This is a genomic window from Streptomyces sp. NPDC002138 (genome assembly GCF_040296485.1).
GTDB lineage: Bacteria > Actinomycetota > Actinomycetes > Streptomycetales > Streptomycetaceae > Streptomyces.
Genome location: NZ_JBEOXE010000013.1, coordinates 137,708 through 155,324, shown reverse-complemented (window position 1 = coordinate 155,324; position 17,617 = coordinate 137,708). Strand labels below are relative to the sequence as shown.

Genomic DNA, 17,617 nt, shown 5'->3' with positions numbered 1-17,617 from the left:
CGGGGCCCTGGTGCCATAGGCACCAGGGCCCCTCCGTACGTTCCAGAAAGAGGTGCGATGACAGCAGACGACTCCTTCGGGCGTCTCGACGACGATGACTACCCCGCCTACACCATGGGTCGGGCCGCAGACATGCTCGGCACCACCCAGAACTTCCTCCGCGCCCTGGGAGAAGCCCGCCTCATCACCCCGCTCCGCTCCGCCGGCGGGCACCGCCGCTACTCCCGCTACCAGCTACGGATCGCCGCCCGCGCCCGCGAACTCGTTGACCAGGGCACCCCGATCGAAGCGGCCTGCCGGATCGTCATCCTCGAAGACCAGCTCGAGGAAGCGCAGCGCATCAACGCCGAATACGCCCTTGCCGCCGGTTCGGCGAAGCCGGTGGCCGCGGCCTGAGGCCGACCCCGCGCCCGCCGGACACCGTTGGGCCTCGGGAGTACATGGGCGCCTGGCAACGGGGCCGTTTCCTCTGGTGACGGGCCGTTGGGGGCGTGTGGCGTTTGTGTCAGCTGTCGTGGCTCGGAAGTTCCCTCCGCCCACGCCTGAAGGTGTGGGCGTTTTGCTGTGCTGTGCCGCAGGAACCAGGACGATCACCTCCGCCTTCCGCAGGGAGCGGGAGGCGTTCATCGACTGGAAGGCATGAATATGGCGACGGGAACTGTGAAGTGGTTCAACGCGGAGAAGGGCTTCGGCTTTATCGCGCAGGAGGGCGGCGGCCCGGACGTCTTCGCCCACTACTCCGCGATCAACTCCTCGGGATTCCGCGAGCTCCAGGAGGGCCAGGTCGTCACGTTCGACGTCACCCAGGGCCAGAAGGGCCCCCAGGCCGAAAACATCACCCCGGCCTGACCCCCCGACCGACCGGCTGGGCACCGCGACCGGCCTGGCCTGCGGGCCCGCCCGGTAGCGGGCGGCCCGAACAATGGAGGCCAGGCCGGCGTCAACCGGAACTGCGATCTGCGGTTGGCAGGCCCCCTGCCACGCCAGCTCGCCCGTCTGCTGACTGTGACCGGCACGGACAAGGTGCTCACCATCGAAGACGGCCCCGTCAGTCCGCTGGCAGATTAGCGACCAGCGGGCCCCGTTCGGGCTGCGTTGCTCCTGGTGGCGCTCAGCCCCCGTCCTGCGGAACCGCCGGGATTGCTGCGCGGTCAGCGCCGGCCGCCGCCGATGCGGCGGTCGTCGGCCAGTGCGGTCAGCGGGCCGAACTCGCGGGCAAGCTGGTTCCATGTCAGAACCTCGCCACAGCGGGCCGGGAACTCGTTCGGGTTGAACTCGGGCATGGTCCAGGTGCCAGTGCCCCGGTCCCGCAGCCACAGGTCCCCGTCACCGTCGACCACAGTCGGCGGGACCGGTACGGGCTCGGCCTGATCGGTGGGCTCCCAGGTGACCCGGCCCGGGTGGGAAGCGCGGCGCAGCTCGGTGGTGGCCAGCCGCGCGGCCAAGTCACGGGTGGACTCTTCGGCGTCCTTGACCGACTCGAGCCGGAATGCGGAGGTGCTGTCAACCGCATCAAAAAGATCAAGAGGCAGCTCTACGGACGAGCCGGCTTCCACCTGCTGCGGAAGATGATCCCGCTCCAGTAGCAGCTTGTAGTGTGGAGAGACTGTCATGAGGGGTGATCGATATAAGCAGGCGACGGTACGTAGCCAGGGGGGTACCCGGCGGGTATCGCATTTGGGACAACAAGGGGCAGCGGTGGTGGGGTGACCACTACGAGCTCTGTCCTGACGCTCTCCTGACGGAGTTGAACGGCGCTGCCGAACCCGCGAAGCTCACCGCTCTCCTCAAGCAGTACCGAGCACACAAACGCTGACGGAGCGAGCGACCGGTTTGGAGCATGGTCGGGTGGGCGTAGCCGAACTGGCCTCGGCCGAGTTGTCCAGGAAGCCCCTCCTCGAAGATCGAGGTGACGCACCGCGACGACTCCCCAAGATCTGTGCCAGAACCGAGTTTTGAGGTCACCGGCGTTCGTGCCAGGGCAGCATCCGGATGCTCCAGGCTGATCTGGACGCGCCGCGCAAGCAGCGACATACGATCACGCGGATCTTCCACCGCCTGGTCGAGGAGCACGGCGCGGACGTCTCCTACCAGATGGTCCGGCGCTACGTCTCGGACGGGAAGCCGCAGATCCTGGTCGAGTCGGGGAAGGCGCCGAACGAAGTATTCGTGCCGCAGACCCCACCATCCCGGCATGGAGGCCGAGGCCGACTTCGGTGACGTGACCATCCGCCTCGCAGGCGGTCTACGAACTCTGGGCGGGCACCCGTCGCTACGTGACGGGGCGACGCCTTGCCTCTGCAGGTTTGATGGTCGTATCGATCGCCGCTCTGATCGGCTTCGCCCCGACGTCAGCGCTGCTGGGGGCGACTGCACTCGGTCCAGCAAGGTCTGGGTCGGAGGTTACGAGGCGTGGGTTCCAATGACGGCTGGCGGTTCGGTCGACTGCATCATGCGCCAGGGGTCCCCGTACGGCTCGGCCGTCGCCGACCTGCAGAGTGCGCTCAAGTGGTGCAACGGCCACAACCGCCTCGAAATCAACGGCGGTTACGGCCCGCTCACAGTTGCTGCCGTGAGGCAGAGCCAGGAATTTTACGGGATCCCCGTGGACGGCACCTATGGTCCCCAGACCCGCCGTGCCATGTACTGGGTGGCCAACGGCACCGGCGATCGGACCGTCTGCGTCAAGTACTCATCGCCTCCGTGGGGCCGAGTCCGTCATGAGTGACTCGGCCCCACTGCCTTCGTAGGGGATGACGAGTTCTGACGCGCACGCGGTGAGCGATCTCGAAGTCCACCAGCGTCTCGTGACCCTCCGTCCGCCGCGCAGCTCACGTGCCGCTAATCCCTCGCTGACGGGGTAGCCGACACGTGAGCTGCGCGGAGTCTGTGCCAGAGCCCGTTCTTAGGAACACAGATCTCCCGAGGTCATGACGATCACTTCACACAACTCGTGAACGGCGCCGTACAAGCAGCTGCGATCGATGACGGCGTTATCAGTCGCAGCTCCTCTTAGAAACGCAAAGAAGCGGCCCATGGCGCCCGGATGAAGGTCCGAGGTCCGGGGGCAAGAGCCGCTTCGTGTACTCAGGTACTCAGGTCGATGAACCCTTGCGGATCCCCGGCCGGCTCGGGCGGGTCGACCGCTTCGAGTCGCCCTCGCCAATCCGGACGACGTCATCTTCAGGGCGCGAGTGGAGCTGTCCGGACGGCGCCGGGCTACGCCGTTCAAGGGGAGATTCTGGAGATCCTGGTGGGCAAGAGCCAGGACCTCGCCCTGCACCCGGCCCACGTCTACGGCCTCACTCAGCTCCTGCGCGACGCTACGGCCACCATCGGCGCCCGGAGCACGTCCGAGGGTGGCCGGTGCTTCCACTGCGACGGCACCGGGCGTGCCCGCCCGCTGTGGGAGCCGGCGGCCGGGCAAGCCTGAGCGGCTGGGCAAGCCCAAGGGGAGCCTGGGCAGGCCGCCCGAACGGTGGCTTGCCCACCCCTGGCTGGGTGCGCTCAGGGTGGTGCCCGTCCTGCCGGATGTTCCGGCCGGGTCCGTACGAGGGAGGCAGCCGGTGGAGACCTTCGAGGCGGGGGAGACAGTGGTGCGGCGGGACGTGCACCGCTCCGGGCGGGTGTGGAGCGAGCAGGCGCTACGCGTTGTCGCCGACTCCGGCGAGGCGCTGGTGACCGCCTGCACCCCGGTGCCCAAGCCCTGTGGCCGGCTCTGTACGCCAAGGCGCGCGTCGACGGTGACCGGTCGGTGCGCACGGAGGCGCGTTCGACGCGATGGCGACGGGGGAGTGGGAGCTCGCGCCCGGGGTGTGGCAGGAGACGGAACTCCTGCTGTGGGAGCCGCCGACGGCGTGGTGCAGCAACAATGCCTTCTTCACCGGGGCCGGGCTGAGGAACTGGTACGTCAACTTCGAGCACCCTACCCGCCACACCCAGGCAGGGTTCGACACCTTCGACCTGAGCGTCGGCCTCCTCATCGACCCCGACTTGAGTACGTCCACGTCCGGCGTCTGGGCATCGTCGCCGACATCGAGCACCAGGCGGTGGACCTCGCCCGCGCCCCGGTCCTCGCGATGCTCGAGGACCGGACCGGACCGGACCGGACCGGACCGGTCCGGTCGCGGACGCCGAACGTGGGCATGCGGACGGCTGCCGCCTGGCGCCCTCCAGCCAAGTTGTTCGGCACCGCCGGGAACCGGGGGTGCATCTGGCGGTCTCCGACCGTGACGAGCGCGGACAGGAGCGCTCCCTCGGCAAGGACCACGACCGCGTCCAGCGGTCCCAGCACCAGCCGGGCAGTTTCGACGGGTTGAGGACCGCGATCCACCGCCCCGACCACACCGAGCCACTGCCCGGTGGCAGCATCGTGCTCCTCTTCTCCGACAGCCTGGTCGAGCACCCCTACCACCCCATCGACGATCGCTTCGAAGCCCTCGCCGCCGCCCCACGCCCACCTCACACTCGGCGACCTCGCCCACACCCTCACCCACTTGACGACCACGACGACACGGCCATCCACATCCGATCCGCCACCCGCTAGACCCAGTACTCCGGCGCCTCCCGAAGTACCTACGCGGTCGACCTCTCCCGCCGCCAGAAGGGGGAGCTCCGCAACTGATCTGCAAGGGCGCGGCCCGGAGCGTCGCCAACCCGACCGTGGGCATGCCGACTCGGCGCCGACGGGTCGTACGACAGGAGACGCGCAGCCGCGCACAGACGCAGGCCGCTGCCTGACCTCGCCAGGGTCGAACGGCCGCCGCGGCCCAGGTCAACGACCTGGACCTCCGTTGTTTGCCGCGGGAGTTCCTCGACGCGGGCCTGTATCAGCCCCGTTGGAGGCGGAAGTCCGGGCAGGTGTCAGGGTCGTTGTCGGCGTAGACGAAGGTGCGCTTCGCGTCGATGCCGACGGACAGCAGGTCGGTGGTGTCAGGAGCGGGCAGGCCGGGCTTCGGCGGATCGAAGTGCAGGCGGAGCAGGGCGTGCGGGGAGCCGGCCGAGGGCTGGTCGAGTTCCCAGGTCCCGGTGGTGCTGAAGGAGGTACCCAGCTCCTTGCGGAAGGAGTCGCCGGTGGGCCAGTTCTGGACGGTCAGCGTGCCGCCGCCCTCTCCGGGGCGGGTGGTCAGCGTCAGTCGGGCGTCCTTGGCGTCGAGCGAGCCCTCGTAGCTGCCTTCCAGATCGACGGTGCTCGCCGTGGTGGCGGGCGCGGGGACGCAGCGTTCGTCGGATCCGCCGGCCAGACCGCAGGCGGTGAGGGGCCAGCAGAGAACGGCCAGAGCCGCCCCGGCCGCCGTGGTGCGTATGCGTGGGTTCATGGCGCCGCTACTTCGTTCCCGCGGGGATGCGCTCGGTCCAGGTGATCGTCTGGCTCACGGTGGAGAAGGTGCCGTCCTCTTTGTTGGTCTTCTTCAGCCAGTCGTAGTAACCGACGAAATGGAGGAAGGATTCGTTGCTGGTGTTGTTGTCGAGGGTGTACTGGACGACGAGGGAGCCGTCCGGGTCCGCGCCCTTGACGTCGTACTTGAGGGAGTACGAGCCCATGAAGGCTTCGCCCAGGTGCTCCGGGTCCCCGGTGACGATCGCCGGGATGTCGGTGCCGAAGAGCTTCTTCAGGGCGCCCACCTTGCCGCCCTCGGAGATGGAGTAGCTGACCTTGCCCTCGCCCTGGCCGTCCGTGTTCCACTGGGAGAGCGTGTCTTTGCGCAGTTGCTCCATGCTCACGCTGGACTTGATGAGTTCGGTCATCTCGTCGCCGTCGTAGTAGTCGCGGGAGCGGGGGCCCAGGCCGGTCACCCAGGCGAGGCCGAGGTCGTACGGGTCGTCCTTCGGCCCGCTGGGGTAGAGGGACTTGCCGCGCATGGCCCGGTCCAGGAGCGCGTACTCCTCCTGGCTGATCCGGTTCGTCGAGTCGATGTTCGCGTGCTGCGGCGTGCCGTTGAACCACGGGCCGAGGCCGATGTCGGACATCAGACTGAAGGCGAGGTTCTGGTCGGCGGTGATACCGCGCCGCACGATGTCGTTGATCTCCTTCTGGGCCGCCTCGATGGCCTTCGCGTCGGCGGACCCCTTCTCGACCACCGTGCACTGGCCGCCCACGACGGAGGGTGACAACTCGCCCTTGCTGTCCACATGCATGCCCTGCTCGCCGACCCGCGTGACCGCCGCCTGCAGGTCGGTCTTGACGGACTTCAACTCGCCGAGGGCATCGTCCAGAACACCGAGGACGGCCGCCGCGACCTTCGTGGCGTCCTCCAGCTGGCGCTGGATGTCATCGATCATCCGCCATGCGTACGGGGCCGCCGCACCTTCCCAGTAGCCCTTGTCGCGCAGCGGGGTGAGCATCTCGCCCTGGACCCGCTTGCCCAGGCCGCTGATGTCGTTCTGGGTGGTGCGCCACTGATCGGCCAGCTTCTGCAGCGGGCCGAGGTCGGTGTCCAGGATCTCCCGGAAGAAGGAAGCCATTACAGGTCCTCGATCAGTGACCGGCGCCGATGGACCCCGCGAAAGGCCTCTTCGATCGCGGCGTCGGTCTTGGTGTAGTCCCGGGCTCCGGCTCGCAGGCTCTCGGAGATGTGCGCCAGCCAGCCCGCCACCGTGCCGGCCTGCTGCTCCCACTGCCGGTGCGCGGCCTGGATGGCGTACGCGGACTCCCAGCCCGCCATGGTGCTGCTCGCCGTCGCCGCGGGTGTCTCCAGCGCGGCGGCGGGCTTGGTGAACGCGGTGTGTATCTCGTCCGCGCGGTCCGCCGCCGTGTTGAGGATGGACGGCTCGATCTTGAGGCGCTCGCCCGGCCGCTGCCCGTTGGGTCCCAGGGGACCGGTGGGGCCCGAGGGCGGGCGGAGGAAGGGCGACTGGGGCTGGAGGGGCGAGGGCTCGGACTGGAGATCGCGCGGAGTGGTGGGATCGGCGTAACTGTCGGCGGACGGCGCCTGGTAGAAGGGCGCGAAGGCCCCCAGGTTGCGCTTCTTCAGCTCATCGGGCGTCAGCGGCAGCCGCTCTGGTTCGGGCAGCAGGTCGTCACTCACCGGTTTCCCCCAAAGTTGTGCTGTCTCTCCGCAGCTCAGACTAACCGTGACCTACGACGCCCACCGCCGCGGGGCCGCCCGGGCGGGCCGGCCGGCCGGGGGTGCTCCTATGTCTTTGGTCAAGGCGGAGGGGTGTGAGCGGGTGGGGTGGTGGCAGCGGTTTGGCACCCGGTCCACACAAGGCTCTCAACACAGCCAGACCCCAGTCACCCACTGACGACCCGACGGCCCAGGGGACCTTCGCGGTGGGCGTTCCGGGTCCTTCCTGGGCCCGTGAAGCGGCCGAGCCGTCCACGCGCGGCGGCTTCCCGCGGATGCGTCCACGCTGGTGAACGGGTGGGTGAGTTCGGTGACGTGCCGGTGAGTGAGGGGCTCTGTAGTCACCACTACACCTCCCCTACACCTCCCCGCCGCAGGTCAGCGAGCCTGAGTGCCGTATCGCTCGGGCGGTGCGTCACCCGTTCGTACGGGGCCGGGTGCCGGTGCGACGGGCGGGGAAGAGGCTGAGCGATGTCGGCCGAGCTGATCGTCTACCCGCCCGATGAGGAGGGCTCGCGCCGGGTCCGCTACGACGCTGTCGCCATCGGGATCGCGCACCGCCCATCCGATATCCGGGTCTTTGCGCGGCCGCTGGGCTGGAGAACGCCGCGGACGTCGACCTCACCGACGCCGGCTTCGTGCAACGGCGGGGCGGCGGTCCCGAAGCGTGGGACCCCTCTCCCTGAACCCTCCGCGGGAGGCCGCCGCGGTCCCCCCCGGGACGTGGCTACACGTGGGGGAGCCAGCCGTCGGCAAAGTCGGAGCGCTCCCGTGCGCGCCGTACCTTTTCCTCGGGGAGCCGGCGGAACCCGGCCAGGGCGTAGCGTTCCCCGGTTCCTGCCCGGGGCCCGGGGATACCGGCCACGATGGCCATGCACTGCTGATGCTGCGGCTGCCGGCCGGTGACCAGGACCCGCAGCCCTCTGCTCTCCGCGCACCGGTGCAGCTCCAGGAGATGGAGCAGACCCCGCGTCAGCCACCTCGCCCGGCTCGACCTCTGGCTCGCCGCGTGACCCCCTGGTTCTGCTTACGAAGTGGTCCTGCTCACGAAGTCCGAACCGTCACACGGCATCATGCAGGCATGATCACCATTCATCTGAAGTACGAGGTCGACGCTGACAAGCTCGAGGATTTCGAGGAGTACGGTCGCCGCTGGGTCCGGCTCGTCAACCGTTTCGGCGGGACGCACCACGGCTACTTCCTGCCGAGTGAGGGCGACAGCGACATCGCCTACGCCCTCTTCTCCTTTCCCAGCCTGGCCGCGTACGAGCAGTACCGCACGGACAGCATGTCCGACGCGGAGTGCCAGGAAGCGTTCCAGCTGGCTCGTGACACCCGCTGCATCAAGCGGTACGAGCGCCGCTTCCTCCGACCGCTCGACGGCCTGTCCTAGACCGCCGGGAGGTGCGTGGCGCGACCCTGCCGCGCGGCGGTGCGCAGCGCTGCGACGACGGCCGTGGTCGTCGGGTTCGCGGTCTCGGTGTGACGGGTCGCGGCGAACAGCAGGCGCAGGATCGGGTGGTCCTCGATGGGTGCTGTGCGGATTCCGGGTGTGGCCGGGTCGATGGCCGTCCGGGGGACGAGCGCGGTGGCGAGGCCGGCCCGTGCGAGGGCGAGCTGGGCGGCGATGTCGGCGGTGATGTAGCGCGTCGTGGGTGTGAAGCCGGCCTGGTGGCAGGCGTGCAGGATGGCCTGTCCGCAGTCCGTGTTCGGCGGCGGCACGGCGAGGCTGTGCGTGGCCAGTTCGCGCAGCACGACGGGCCGCTCGTCGGCCTGCTGGGCCGCGGTGACGACGAGCAGCGGATCGTCGAGCAGCGGGGAGATCGCGATGCCCCGGGGCGCGGTGTCGGGCAGGTGGTGATAGCGCTGCCCCAGCACCACATCGACGGTGCCGAGCGTGAGTTCCCGCAGTTGCGCCTGGTCGGTGACAAAGCAGGTCACGGTGAGCTGCGGGTGGTGTGAGCCCAGTGCGGTGAGCGCGGGGGCCACGATCGTGGCGACGGTCGACGGCAACGCGGCGAGCGTGGCGGTGGTGCCGACCGTGCCCTTGACCGCTGCGACGGCACTCTCGGCCTCCTGCACGGCGGCGAGGATCCGGTCGGCGTGTTCGAGGAGCACCCGACCCGCCTCCGTCAGTGCCACGGTTCGCCCGTCGGGGCGCAGCAGATCGGCACCCACGTCGTGCCGCAGCGCGGACAGCTGCTGGGACACGGCACCGGCGGACAACGCCAGTGACTGGGCGGCCGCGGCGATGGAGCCGCGGGCGGCGACGGTCCTGAGCATGTGCAGACGGCGGATATCCAGCATGACTCGATAGATTACCTAAAGGGTTCCATCAGAAATCACCCCCTTGACCTGTCGAGTCATGGTGAGCGACCTTCGGCGCATGGAGATCTTCGAGTGCATCGCCGCGGTTGCCCGGCCCATCCACGATTTCGGCGACGAGTTCATGTCCGACGAGGCGACCGCCGCCGTCGGTCTGCGTGCCGGTTTTCTCCCGGGGCGTGGCTTCTACTGCCGCGGACGGTTCGGGGTGCTCGGCGAGGCCCCGGCCTCAGTGGTCCAAGCGGTACAGGGCTTCCTCGGCCCCCGCCTGGTCACCGCGGGATGGCTGGCGGGGCGGTCCGTGATGCCGGCTGGAGAAGCCGCCGCCTGCTATGCGCAGGCCGTACGGGAGTGGGGGCGCACCAACGTTCCCGCCGGCGTCGACGTGGAGCACTTCAACCGCCTTGCACAGCAGCTGATCGATGCCGCCGACGCCGACGCACTGCCTCTGTTCGCCGGCTGGCGCGCGCAGCACTGCCCCGCCGACGACCCGGTCGGTGTGGCCATGCAGCGCATCCACGTACTGCGGGAACACCGTGGCGCCTGCCATCTGGCGGCGGTGCGCCTGTGCGGGCTGAGCGCCCGATCGGCAATGGTCATCAACCTCGGTGTCGAGCAGGCAACCAGCTACGGCTGGCAAGAGCCACATCCCGTTGCCGCAACCCTGATCCCCCGATGGCAGCGTGCCGAGCAGCTCACCGATGAGCTGCAGGCACCGCTCTACGCCACACTGACCGACCGGCAACGTACCGAATTCGCCCAGCTCGTCAACGCGTTGACCGCCTCCCTGACCCCATGACCGGACGTCGAGAACACCAACAGGAGCACGAAGACCAGCCGGTCGCGTCACCACCAGCCCTGGACGCCAACGAGCCGAATCCGACGAAAACCAGCAGAGCGTCCTCTCGCAGGTACTCAGCCAGGCCGACGCGGGTCTTGCCTGGTGGAATGGTGTGCGACAGCGCCCCAGGGCGCGGCATGATCGCGGCCATGCTGATCGCTCACGAGGGTTGTTCGCCGACGGTCCACCCCACGGCCTATGTTGCTCCCACCGCCACGCTGTGCGGGGACGTGCGCGTGGGGGCCGGGTGCCGGGTGCTGTTCGGTGCAGTGCTCACCGCCGAGGGCGGACCCGTGGAGCTGGGCGACGGCAGCATCGTGATGGAGAACGCGGTCCTGCGAGGTACCCGACGGGACCCGCTGATTCTCGGACGGCAGGTCCTGGTGGGCCCCACCTCTTACCTGACCGGCTGCCGGGTCGAGGACGAGGTCTTCCTGGCCACCGGCAGCCGCGTCTTCAACGGAGCACGGATCGGGACCCGCTCCGAGGTGCGGATCAACGGCATCGTGCATCTGCGCACCGTGCTACCCGCCGACTCGATGGTGCCGATCGGCTGGGTCGCCGTCGGCGATCCGGTGCGCATCCTTCCGCCGCAGGACCACGACGGGATCTGGGCGGTGCAGAAGAACCTGGACTTCCCCGGCTACGTCTTCGGCCTGGACCGCCCAGCCGACGGCGAGAGCCTGATGCCGGCCCTCTCCGAACGCTTCGGCCGCGGCCTCGGCCGCCACAGCAACGACCAGCAGATCTGAGCCCCGCCGGAGGAGCTCGGTCCTGCCATCCACCGCTCGGCTCCACCAGGCAAGCCGCACTCGTGACTCCCGCCCGGTCCCGACGGCCTGGTGCCTCTCGAGCCGCTGTCGAACTACTGGCCTTCCTCGTGAACAGAGCCCACCCCCGAATAAGCGAGCAGGATCTACGACGTGGCAAAACCGTCAGATATCCCGAGACCGTCATCGAACGCGATCAGGCCAGGCCATGGAGAACAAGCTTAGACGGGTTGTCAGTTCGCTGTGTGGTGCATCACCAGGGACGGCCGGGCGGCCGCGGGGTGGGTGGCTCGTACGGGGGAGGGTCGCTGCGGAAGAGGGCGCGGGAGCCGGGAGACAGGAGACGGCCGCGGTGCACCGAGCCGACGCCCTTGGCATCGGCGACCGGTCGGCAGACCGCCCCTGGCTCCGACCCCGATGCCGACTCCGAAAGGTGTGCACTTCAGGGGTGCATACGGAGCGCCCAGGGGGCGCAGTGGCGTTCTGGGCTGGCCGTTCCCTCTGCCGCAGAGCCGGCTGCGGGCGGTCCTGATCTCGTACCGCTTGAGGTGGGGATTGGTGCACGCTGCGGCTCACCGGGGTGGGCGCGCCCGTGGTGGAGGCCCGGTATCCCGTGAGGGACACCGGGGCCCGGGTTCGGTCCGGTCGTACTGCACCAGAGCGCGCAGGACACGGGCCCTGCCCTGCGCACCCATTCCGGCGCGGTCTGCCGATCCGCGACCCCGACGACGTGATCGTCAAGATCACCACCACCGGCCTGTGCGGTTCCGATCTGCACGGACGAACGGTTCCTGGCGACCGCGACCGCGACCGCGACACGGTACGGGACGCCGACGCTGCGCCAGGCCGCTACGGCGTTCTGGAACGACCGTGAGGAGACGGCACGCACCCGAATACGCCTGATGAGCGAGGCCCGACTGCTCAGCGAACGGCTGCGGCACCGCCTGGCGCTCGCTGACGTCGGGCTCCGCAAGAGGCGAAGGGGCACATCGTGCTCACCGAGCGGGAAGTCCGCACAGCCGAGGCCGTGCCCCGCCGGGCGGCGGAGCGAGCTCCTGGCGGACGGTGTCCGCGCGCACTGGCCGGACCTGGTCCTGGTGCTGCCCGGAGAAGGCGTCGTCGCCGTCGAGACGGAGCTCACCGCGAAGGCCCCGAGCGCGCTCCGACAGATTCTGCGGACGTACCTGCGGACGTACCTACACGCCAGGCGCCGGGTGGTGCACCTGGGCACCGATCCGGTCGTCCGCCAGTTGCACGGCCGCCTGGACCTGACGGGCGGCGGGCCGATCTGCAGCCCTCGGCCTCAAGCCGGTCGTTTCGGGAATTGCGCTTGCTGGGGGGCGATCCGGGCAGGCGGGGAGAGAACCACTGTGCGAGTGCCGCCGCCGGCAGTCCGCCCTCCGGGCGAAAGCAACCTCAGCGTGCGCGGCGCCGTACCGCTCTGGAGGTCCCGTATGCCCCTGTCCGCTGAATCCGGCCCGCTCGCCGCCCTGTCCGCAGCCGGTGTATCGGTCTGGCTCGACGATCTGTCCCGCGAACTTCTTGCCGGCGGAGAGCTGAAGAAGCTGATCGCGGACAAGCACGTCGTGGGGGTCACCACGAATCCCACGATCTTCGCCTCGGCCCTGTCCAAGGGGGACCGCTACAACGAGCAGCTGCGGCGCCTGGGCGGGGAGGGCGTCGGCGTCGACGACGCCGTCTTCGCGCTGACCACCGATGATGTGCGCCATGCCTGTGACGTCCTGGGTCCCGTCTACGAGCGGACCGCAGGGGTCGATGGACGGGTGTCCATCGAGGTCGACCCGCGGCTGGCGCAGGACGTCGGCTCCACCGTCGCCATGGCCCGCAAGCTCTGGAAGACGGTCAGCCAGCCGAATCTGTTCATCAAGATCCCAGCCACCCACGCGGGGCTGAACGCGATCACCGCGGTCACCGCCGAGGGCATCAGCGTCAACGTCACCCTGATCTTCTCCCTGGACCGCTACCGCGAGGTGATGCACGCCTACCTGCGCGGTTTGGAGCAGGCTCAGGCCGCAGGTCGCGAGCTGGCGGACATCCACTCGGTGGCCTCGTTCTTCGTCTCCCGGGTCGACACCGAGGTCGACCGCCGACTCGACGCCATCGGCTCCGCGGAGGCGCTGGCGCTCAAGGGCAAGGCCGCCGTCGCCAACGCGCGCCTCGCCTTCCAGGCCTACGAGCAGATGCTCGTGGACCCGCGGTGGCAGCGCCTCGCCGCGGCGGGAGCCCGTACGCAGCGGCCGCTGTGGGCCTCCACCGGAGTGAAGGACCCCTCCTACCCCGACACGATGTACGTCCGCGAGCTCGCGATCGCGGGCACGGTCAACACCATGCCCGGCGGCACGCTGGCCGCGTTCGCCGACCACGGCACCCTTCCCGCGCACGCGCCCACCGTGGACGACTTCACGGCCGCCAGGACCCACTTCGCCGCGCTGGAACAGGTCGGCATCGACTTCACCGACGTCACTGACACCCTCGAGCGCGAGGGGCTGACCAAGTTCGAGGACAGCTGGAGCGAGCTCGGCGCGTCGGTCGCCCGCGAAATGCGTGCGAAGCCCGCAACAGAGGAGGGCGACTCCGAGGGCGCCGAGCTCCTGGCGATCTACCTGGGCGACCACTACGCCGCCGCCACCGGCGGCCTGGAGCTGTTCCGCCGCGCCGCGGACGCCCGCAAAGGCGAGCAGGACGGCCCCCTGCTCGCCGACCTCGCCGGGCAGGTCGACGAGGACCGTGACGCACTGGCCGGGATGATGACGGACCTGGGCGTGTCGACCAGCCAGTCCAAGACGGCCGCGGGCTGGCTGGCGGAGAAGGCGGGACGCCTCAAGACCAACGGACACCTCTTCTCCCGCTCCCCGCTCAGCGATGTCCTGGAGGCAGAAGCGATGCTGGCAGGCGTCCAGGGCAAGGCTGCCTGCTGGCGCACCCTGCGCGCACTGGCCCGGACCGACAGCCGCCTCCACGCCGACGACCTCGACGTACTGCTGGACCGCGCCGAGCGGCAGAGCACCACGCTGGAGGAGGTCCGCTCCGCCGCGGCGGCCCGGACGCTGGGATCTGGGCCGACGGCCGAGCGGTGACCGCCATGAGGGCATCGGCGGGTCTCGGACGGCACGGCCGCGAGGGAGTATCCACCGGCGGGCGGCCCGCTGGGGCGGTCCGTCCGTTTGACGAAGGGACAGCATGATGAGCAAGGAGTCGGGTGCAGCACGGGGCGACAGGTCCGTGGCGAGTCCGCTAGCCCAACGTGCGGGCTGGGACGAGGCGGACGTGCGCGCGGTGGACACCGTGCGGCTGCTGGCGGCCGACGCGGTCCAGAAGGTCGGCAACGGGCATCCGGGGACGGCGATGAGCCTGGCCCCGCTGGCGTACCTGCTGTTCCAGAACGTCATGAATCACGACCCGGCCGACGACCAGTGGCTGGGCCGGGACCGGTTCGTCCTGTCCTGCGGGCACTCCAGCCTCACCCTCTACATCCAGCTGTACCTGGCCGGATACGGCCTGGAACTGTCGGATCTGGAGGCGTACCGGACCTGGGACTCGGCGACCCCCGGTCACCCCGAGCACCACCACACCCGCGGGGTGGAGATCACCACCGGGCCGCTGGGACAGGGTCTGGCCAGTGCGGTCGGCATGGCGATGGCCGCGCGCCGCGAACGCGGCCTCCTCGATCCGGACGCGGAGCCCGGCACCAGCCCCTTCGACCACCACGTCTACGTCATCGCCTCCGACGGCGACCTGATGGAAGGCGTCACCGCCGAGGCCGCATCCCTGGCCGGGCACCAGGAACTGGGCGGCCTGACCGTTTTCTACGACTCGAACCACATCTCGATCGAGGACGACACCGGCGTCTCCTTCAGCGAGGACGTGCCCGCCCGCTTCGCCGCCTACGGCTGGCACGTGCAGAGCGTCGACTGGACCATCACCGGCGAGTACGTCGAGGACGTCGACGCCCTGCTCGCCGCGGTCCGCGCCGCTCGGGCCGAGACCGGACGCCCGTCACTGATCATGCTGCGGACCCTGATCGGCTGGCCGGCCCCGACCAAGCAGAACACCGGCAAGGCCCACGGGTCGGCACTGGGCGGGGACGAGATCGCGGCCACGAAGCAACTCCTCGGCTTCGACCCCGATCAGCACTTCGCCGTCGAGGACGAGGTCTTGGCCCGTACCCGGAAGGCGGCGGACCGCGGCCGCGCGGCGCACGCCGCATGGGATGAGGCGTTCACGGCCTGGCGCGCCGCGCAGCCCGATCGCGCCGCACTACTGGACCGCCTCCAGGCCCAAAAGCTGCCAGACGGCTGGACCGACGCCCTACCCACCTTCCCCGCCGATCCGAAGGGGATGGCGACGCGCGCCGCCTCCGGTGAGATCCTCACCGCGCTGGCCCCGGTACTGCCGGAGCTGTGGGGCGGCTCGGCCGACCTCGCCGGGAGCAACAACACCACCATGGACGGCGAACCCTCGTTCCTGCCGGCCGACCGGCAGACCAAGGACTGGAAGGGCGGACCCTACGGACGAACCCTGCACTTCGGGATCCGCGAACACGCCATGGGCGCGATCCTCAACGGCATCGCCCTGCAGAGCCTCACCCGTCCGTACGGCGGTACCTTCCTCACCTTCTCCGACTACATGCGTCCCGCCGTCCGCCTCGCAGCCCTGATGCAGCTGCCCGCCACCTACATCTGGACCCACGACTCCATCGGCCTCGGAGAAGACGGCCCCACCCACCAGCCCGTCGAACACCTCGCCGCACTGCGCGCCATCCCCGGCCTCGACGTGGTGCGGCCCGCCGACGCGAACGAGACCACCGCCTGCTGGCAGACCATCCTGGAACACACCGACCGGCCCGCCGGCCTGATCCTCTCCCGCCAGAGCCTGCCCGTCCTGGACCGCAGCAACGGCCAGTACGCTCCGGCCCTGGAAGCGGCCCGCGGCGGTTACGTCCTCGCCGGCACCGCCGACGTCGCGGTGCCCGAGGTCATCCTGATCGCCACCGGATCCGAGGTCCACATCGCCCTGGACGCACGCGATCTGCTGACCGCCGAGGGCCTGGCGGTGCGGGTGGTGTCGATGCCGTGCCGCGAATGGTTCGCCGCTCAGCCCCAGGAGTACCAGGACGAGGTCATGCCACCAACCGTGCGTGCCCGGGTCAGCGTCGAGGCCGGCGTCGGACAGGGCTGGCGCGAGGTGGTCGGGGACGCCGGACGCATCATCAGCCTGGAACACTACGGCGCCTCCGCCGACTACCAGCGCCTCTACACCGAATTCGGCATTACCCCGGAAGCGGTCGCCGCAGCCGCCCGTGACAGCATCCACGACATCACCCGGGCCCCCCGCCCCGGCGGACACCAGCACACCGCGGCCCCCTCGGAGGGCGGCACCGGCGACCGCCCCTGAGCCTGACGCCGGCACCTCACGGCCATAAGGAGGGAGCGCGCTGGTCGGATCTCACCGCGCCGTAACTGCGTCGACTACGGTGTCGCGGCCCCCGACCGCCCGCCCACGCCCCGCGAAAGGGGACGACCGCCGTGCGCCCGCTTCCCACGACGACGGAGAGACCGGCCGCGGGCGCACCGGGGACGGCCGGACTCCGCGTCGTCACCGCGATCACGGCGCACCGCGCCGCCCGGCGGCGCGGGTGTCGTCTGCTGCTTCCACTACTTCGGAGACACACCCTGACCGACGCGAGTCAGGAGTCGCCGCTGTGGTCGAAGCCGCGCAGCATCGGCGTCCGCTTCCGTGCACATCCGCACAGCGTGCACAGCCGCGTCCCCGGGGTGTCCGCGACGTCTAGGGCGCGCTGCCCGTCGAGCAGGGGCGCACCCTCGGGTGCCCCTTGGCAGTCCGGCGCGTGCAGCACGCGACGGGCCGGGCCCCGGGCCTCGTGCATCATCGCCAGGGCCCAGCCTGAAGGGCGGTGCTCCCCGAGGACCTAGTAGTTGCAGTTGACGCTGCCGGGGCCGCTGTTCCAGCCGCTGGAGAAGTCGTGGGTGGATCCGATCCTGACCCCCGTGGTACAGGTGGTGAAGCCGCCCCACGGGGCAGCGATGAGGATGCTCATTTTGTCGACGGCGGCGGTGAAGGACCGGCCGGGCGTGTAGCCCGTGCCGGGGCCCTGGTAGATGAACCAGGACACCCAGGAGTTGGCCTGGCCGGCGTTGAAGTGGTGCTTGCCTTCGGCGCTGTTGTGGCCGGGGGGGTTCCAGTTCAGGTAGATGTCACCCGAGACGTTGTTGCTCCAGTTGCGGCCGCTGCTGTCGTTGAGCCAGTCGATCTCGGCGTAGGAACACAAGGAGGTCTTGTCCCAGCCGATGTACAGGTACCCGATCGTGGTGGAGCCGTATCTGTTGCTCACCGTCACAGGCGTGGAGGGGCCGAGCGGCTGGAGATTTTGGGAGTTGTAACACGTAGCGGCGTGGGCGGGGACGGTGCCCACCGCGGTCAGCAGGGCGGCAGTGGAGCAGATGACTCCCGTTACGGCCGCCAGACGCCGGCCCGAGCTTCGAATCGCCGCTACCCCGGACTTGATGTTGAGCTTCATGCGTGTCCCTTCCCCCGTTGGCGCAAGGTCTCGCTTCGTCGCGGGTGATGCTAGG

General features: G+C 69.7%; 20 protein-coding genes. 13 read left to right on the top strand and 7 right to left on the bottom strand.

The window, feature by feature from the left end:
* Positions 1 to 57: 57 nt before the first annotated feature.
* Together ABT084_RS11855 and ABT084_RS11850 are read left to right on the top strand one after the other, a co-directional pair.
* On the top strand, positions 58 to 396 hold the full coding sequence (locus ABT084_RS11855; RefSeq protein WP_351041236.1) for a MerR family transcriptional regulator: 339 nt from the start codon (positions 58 to 60) through the stop codon (positions 394 to 396).
* 249 nt (positions 397 to 645) lie between these two features.
* Positions 646 to 849, top strand: a complete 204-nt coding sequence (locus tag ABT084_RS11850; RefSeq protein ID WP_351041234.1) for a cold-shock protein — start codon at positions 646 to 648, stop codon at positions 847 to 849.
* 302 nt (positions 850 to 1,151) lie between these two features.
* Here the strand turns inward: ABT084_RS11850 and ABT084_RS11845 are convergent, their stop codons facing one another.
* Positions 1,152 to 1,613: a hypothetical protein gene (locus ABT084_RS11845; RefSeq protein WP_351041232.1), complete on the bottom strand. Its 462-nt coding sequence runs from the start codon at positions 1,611 to 1,613 to the stop codon at positions 1,152 to 1,154.
* Between the two features lie 14 nt (positions 1,614 to 1,627).
* On the opposite strand from ABT084_RS11845, the gene ABT084_RS11840 reads away from it, so the two are divergent.
* The 5 genes from ABT084_RS11840 (at position 1,628) to ABT084_RS11820 (ending at position 4,546) form a co-directional block, all read left to right on the top strand.
* Positions 1,628 to 1,816: a hypothetical protein gene (locus ABT084_RS11840; RefSeq protein ID WP_351041272.1), complete on the top strand. Its 189-nt coding sequence runs from the start codon at positions 1,628 to 1,630 to the stop codon at positions 1,814 to 1,816.
* A 176-nt stretch (positions 1,817 to 1,992) separates the two neighbouring features.
* A complete protein-coding gene (locus ABT084_RS11835) occupies positions 1,993 to 2,220 on the top strand; it encodes a hypothetical protein (protein WP_351041229.1) in 228 nt (75 codons plus the stop codon).
* A complete protein-coding gene (locus ABT084_RS11830; RefSeq protein WP_351041226.1) occupies positions 2,195 to 2,728 on the top strand; it encodes a peptidoglycan-binding domain-containing protein in 534 nt (177 codons plus the stop codon). Before ABT084_RS11835 ends, ABT084_RS11830 begins: the two co-directional genes overlap by 26 nt.
* A gap of 525 nt (positions 2,729 to 3,253) precedes the next feature.
* Positions 3,254 to 3,433: a hypothetical protein gene (locus ABT084_RS11825; protein WP_351041223.1), complete on the top strand. Its 180-nt coding sequence runs from the start codon at positions 3,254 to 3,256 to the stop codon at positions 3,431 to 3,433.
* Between the two features lie 774 nt (positions 3,434 to 4,207).
* Positions 4,208 to 4,546 carry a hypothetical protein gene (locus ABT084_RS11820; RefSeq protein ID WP_351041220.1) on the top strand — a complete coding sequence of 113 codons (339 nt, stop codon included), beginning with the start codon at positions 4,208 to 4,210 and terminating at the stop codon, positions 4,544 to 4,546.
* A gap of 283 nt (positions 4,547 to 4,829) precedes the next feature.
* Here the strand turns inward: ABT084_RS11820 and ABT084_RS11815 are convergent, their stop codons facing one another.
* From ABT084_RS11815 to ABT084_RS11805, 3 genes are read right to left on the bottom strand one after another with little or no spacing between them, the layout of a single operon-like run.
* Positions 4,830 to 5,318: a hypothetical protein gene (locus ABT084_RS11815; protein WP_351041217.1), complete on the bottom strand. Its 489-nt coding sequence runs from the start codon at positions 5,316 to 5,318 to the stop codon at positions 4,830 to 4,832.
* Between the two features lie 7 nt (positions 5,319 to 5,325).
* Entirely contained in the window at positions 5,326 to 6,465 is a 1,140-nt protein-coding gene (locus ABT084_RS11810; RefSeq protein WP_351041214.1) for a hypothetical protein, read from the bottom strand.
* Positions 6,465 to 7,028 carry a WXG100 family type VII secretion target gene (locus tag ABT084_RS11805; RefSeq protein ID WP_351041211.1) on the bottom strand — a complete coding sequence of 188 codons (564 nt, stop codon included), beginning with the start codon at positions 7,026 to 7,028 and terminating at the stop codon, positions 6,465 to 6,467. Before ABT084_RS11805 ends, ABT084_RS11810 begins: the two co-directional genes overlap by 1 nt.
* A gap of 1,120 nt (positions 7,029 to 8,148) precedes the next feature.
* Here ABT084_RS11805 and ABT084_RS11800 point away from each other — a divergent pair.
* Positions 8,149 to 8,460 (top strand): NIPSNAP family protein, encoded by a 312-nt coding sequence (locus tag ABT084_RS11800; RefSeq protein ID WP_351041208.1) that lies wholly within the window; start codon positions 8,149 to 8,151, stop codon positions 8,458 to 8,460.
* On the opposite strand, the gene ABT084_RS11795 is transcribed toward ABT084_RS11800, so the two are convergent.
* Complete coding sequence (locus ABT084_RS11795) at positions 8,457 to 9,374, bottom strand: LysR substrate-binding domain-containing protein (RefSeq protein ID WP_351041205.1); 918 nt, start codon at positions 9,372 to 9,374, stop codon at positions 8,457 to 8,459. The two genes, ABT084_RS11800 and ABT084_RS11795, sit on opposite strands and share 4 nt — an antisense overlap.
* Positions 9,375 to 9,453: 79 nt before the next feature.
* Here ABT084_RS11795 and ABT084_RS11790 point away from each other — a divergent pair, with 79 nt between their 5' ends.
* The 5 genes from ABT084_RS11790 to tkt all read left to right on the top strand — a co-directional run bounded on the left by ABT084_RS11790 (position 9,454) and on the right by tkt (position 16,418).
* The gene (locus ABT084_RS11790) at positions 9,454 to 10,191 is read left to right on the top strand and encodes an SCO6745 family protein (protein WP_351041202.1); all 738 of its coding nucleotides are present in this window, start codon (positions 9,454 to 9,456) and stop codon (positions 10,189 to 10,191) included.
* Positions 10,192 to 10,382: 191 nt separating this feature from the next.
* The gene (locus ABT084_RS11785; protein WP_351041199.1) at positions 10,383 to 10,985 is read left to right on the top strand and encodes a gamma carbonic anhydrase family protein; all 603 of its coding nucleotides are present in this window, start codon (positions 10,383 to 10,385) and stop codon (positions 10,983 to 10,985) included.
* 748 nt (positions 10,986 to 11,733) lie between these two features.
* On the top strand, positions 11,734 to 11,877 hold the full coding sequence (locus ABT084_RS11780) for a hypothetical protein (RefSeq protein ID WP_351041197.1): 144 nt from the start codon (positions 11,734 to 11,736) through the stop codon (positions 11,875 to 11,877).
* A gap of 580 nt (positions 11,878 to 12,457) precedes the next feature.
* Positions 12,458 to 14,101: a transaldolase gene (gene tal / locus ABT084_RS11775; RefSeq protein ID WP_351041194.1), complete on the top strand. Its 1,644-nt coding sequence runs from the start codon at positions 12,458 to 12,460 to the stop codon at positions 14,099 to 14,101.
* Between the two features lie 103 nt (positions 14,102 to 14,204).
* A complete protein-coding gene (tkt, locus tag ABT084_RS11770) occupies positions 14,205 to 16,418 on the top strand; it encodes a transketolase (protein ID WP_351041191.1) in 2,214 nt (737 codons plus the stop codon).
* Positions 16,419 to 16,710: 292 nt separating this feature from the next.
* Here tkt and ABT084_RS11765 read toward each other — a convergent pair whose 3' ends face one another.
* Positions 16,711 to 16,914, bottom strand: a complete 204-nt coding sequence (locus ABT084_RS11765; RefSeq protein ID WP_351041189.1) for a DUF6233 domain-containing protein — start codon at positions 16,912 to 16,914, stop codon at positions 16,711 to 16,713.
* A 39-nt stretch (positions 16,915 to 16,953) separates the two neighbouring features.
* Entirely contained in the window at positions 16,954 to 17,562 is a 609-nt protein-coding gene (locus ABT084_RS11760; RefSeq protein ID WP_351041186.1) for a hypothetical protein, read from the bottom strand.
* Positions 17,563 to 17,617: the final 55 nt, after the last annotated feature.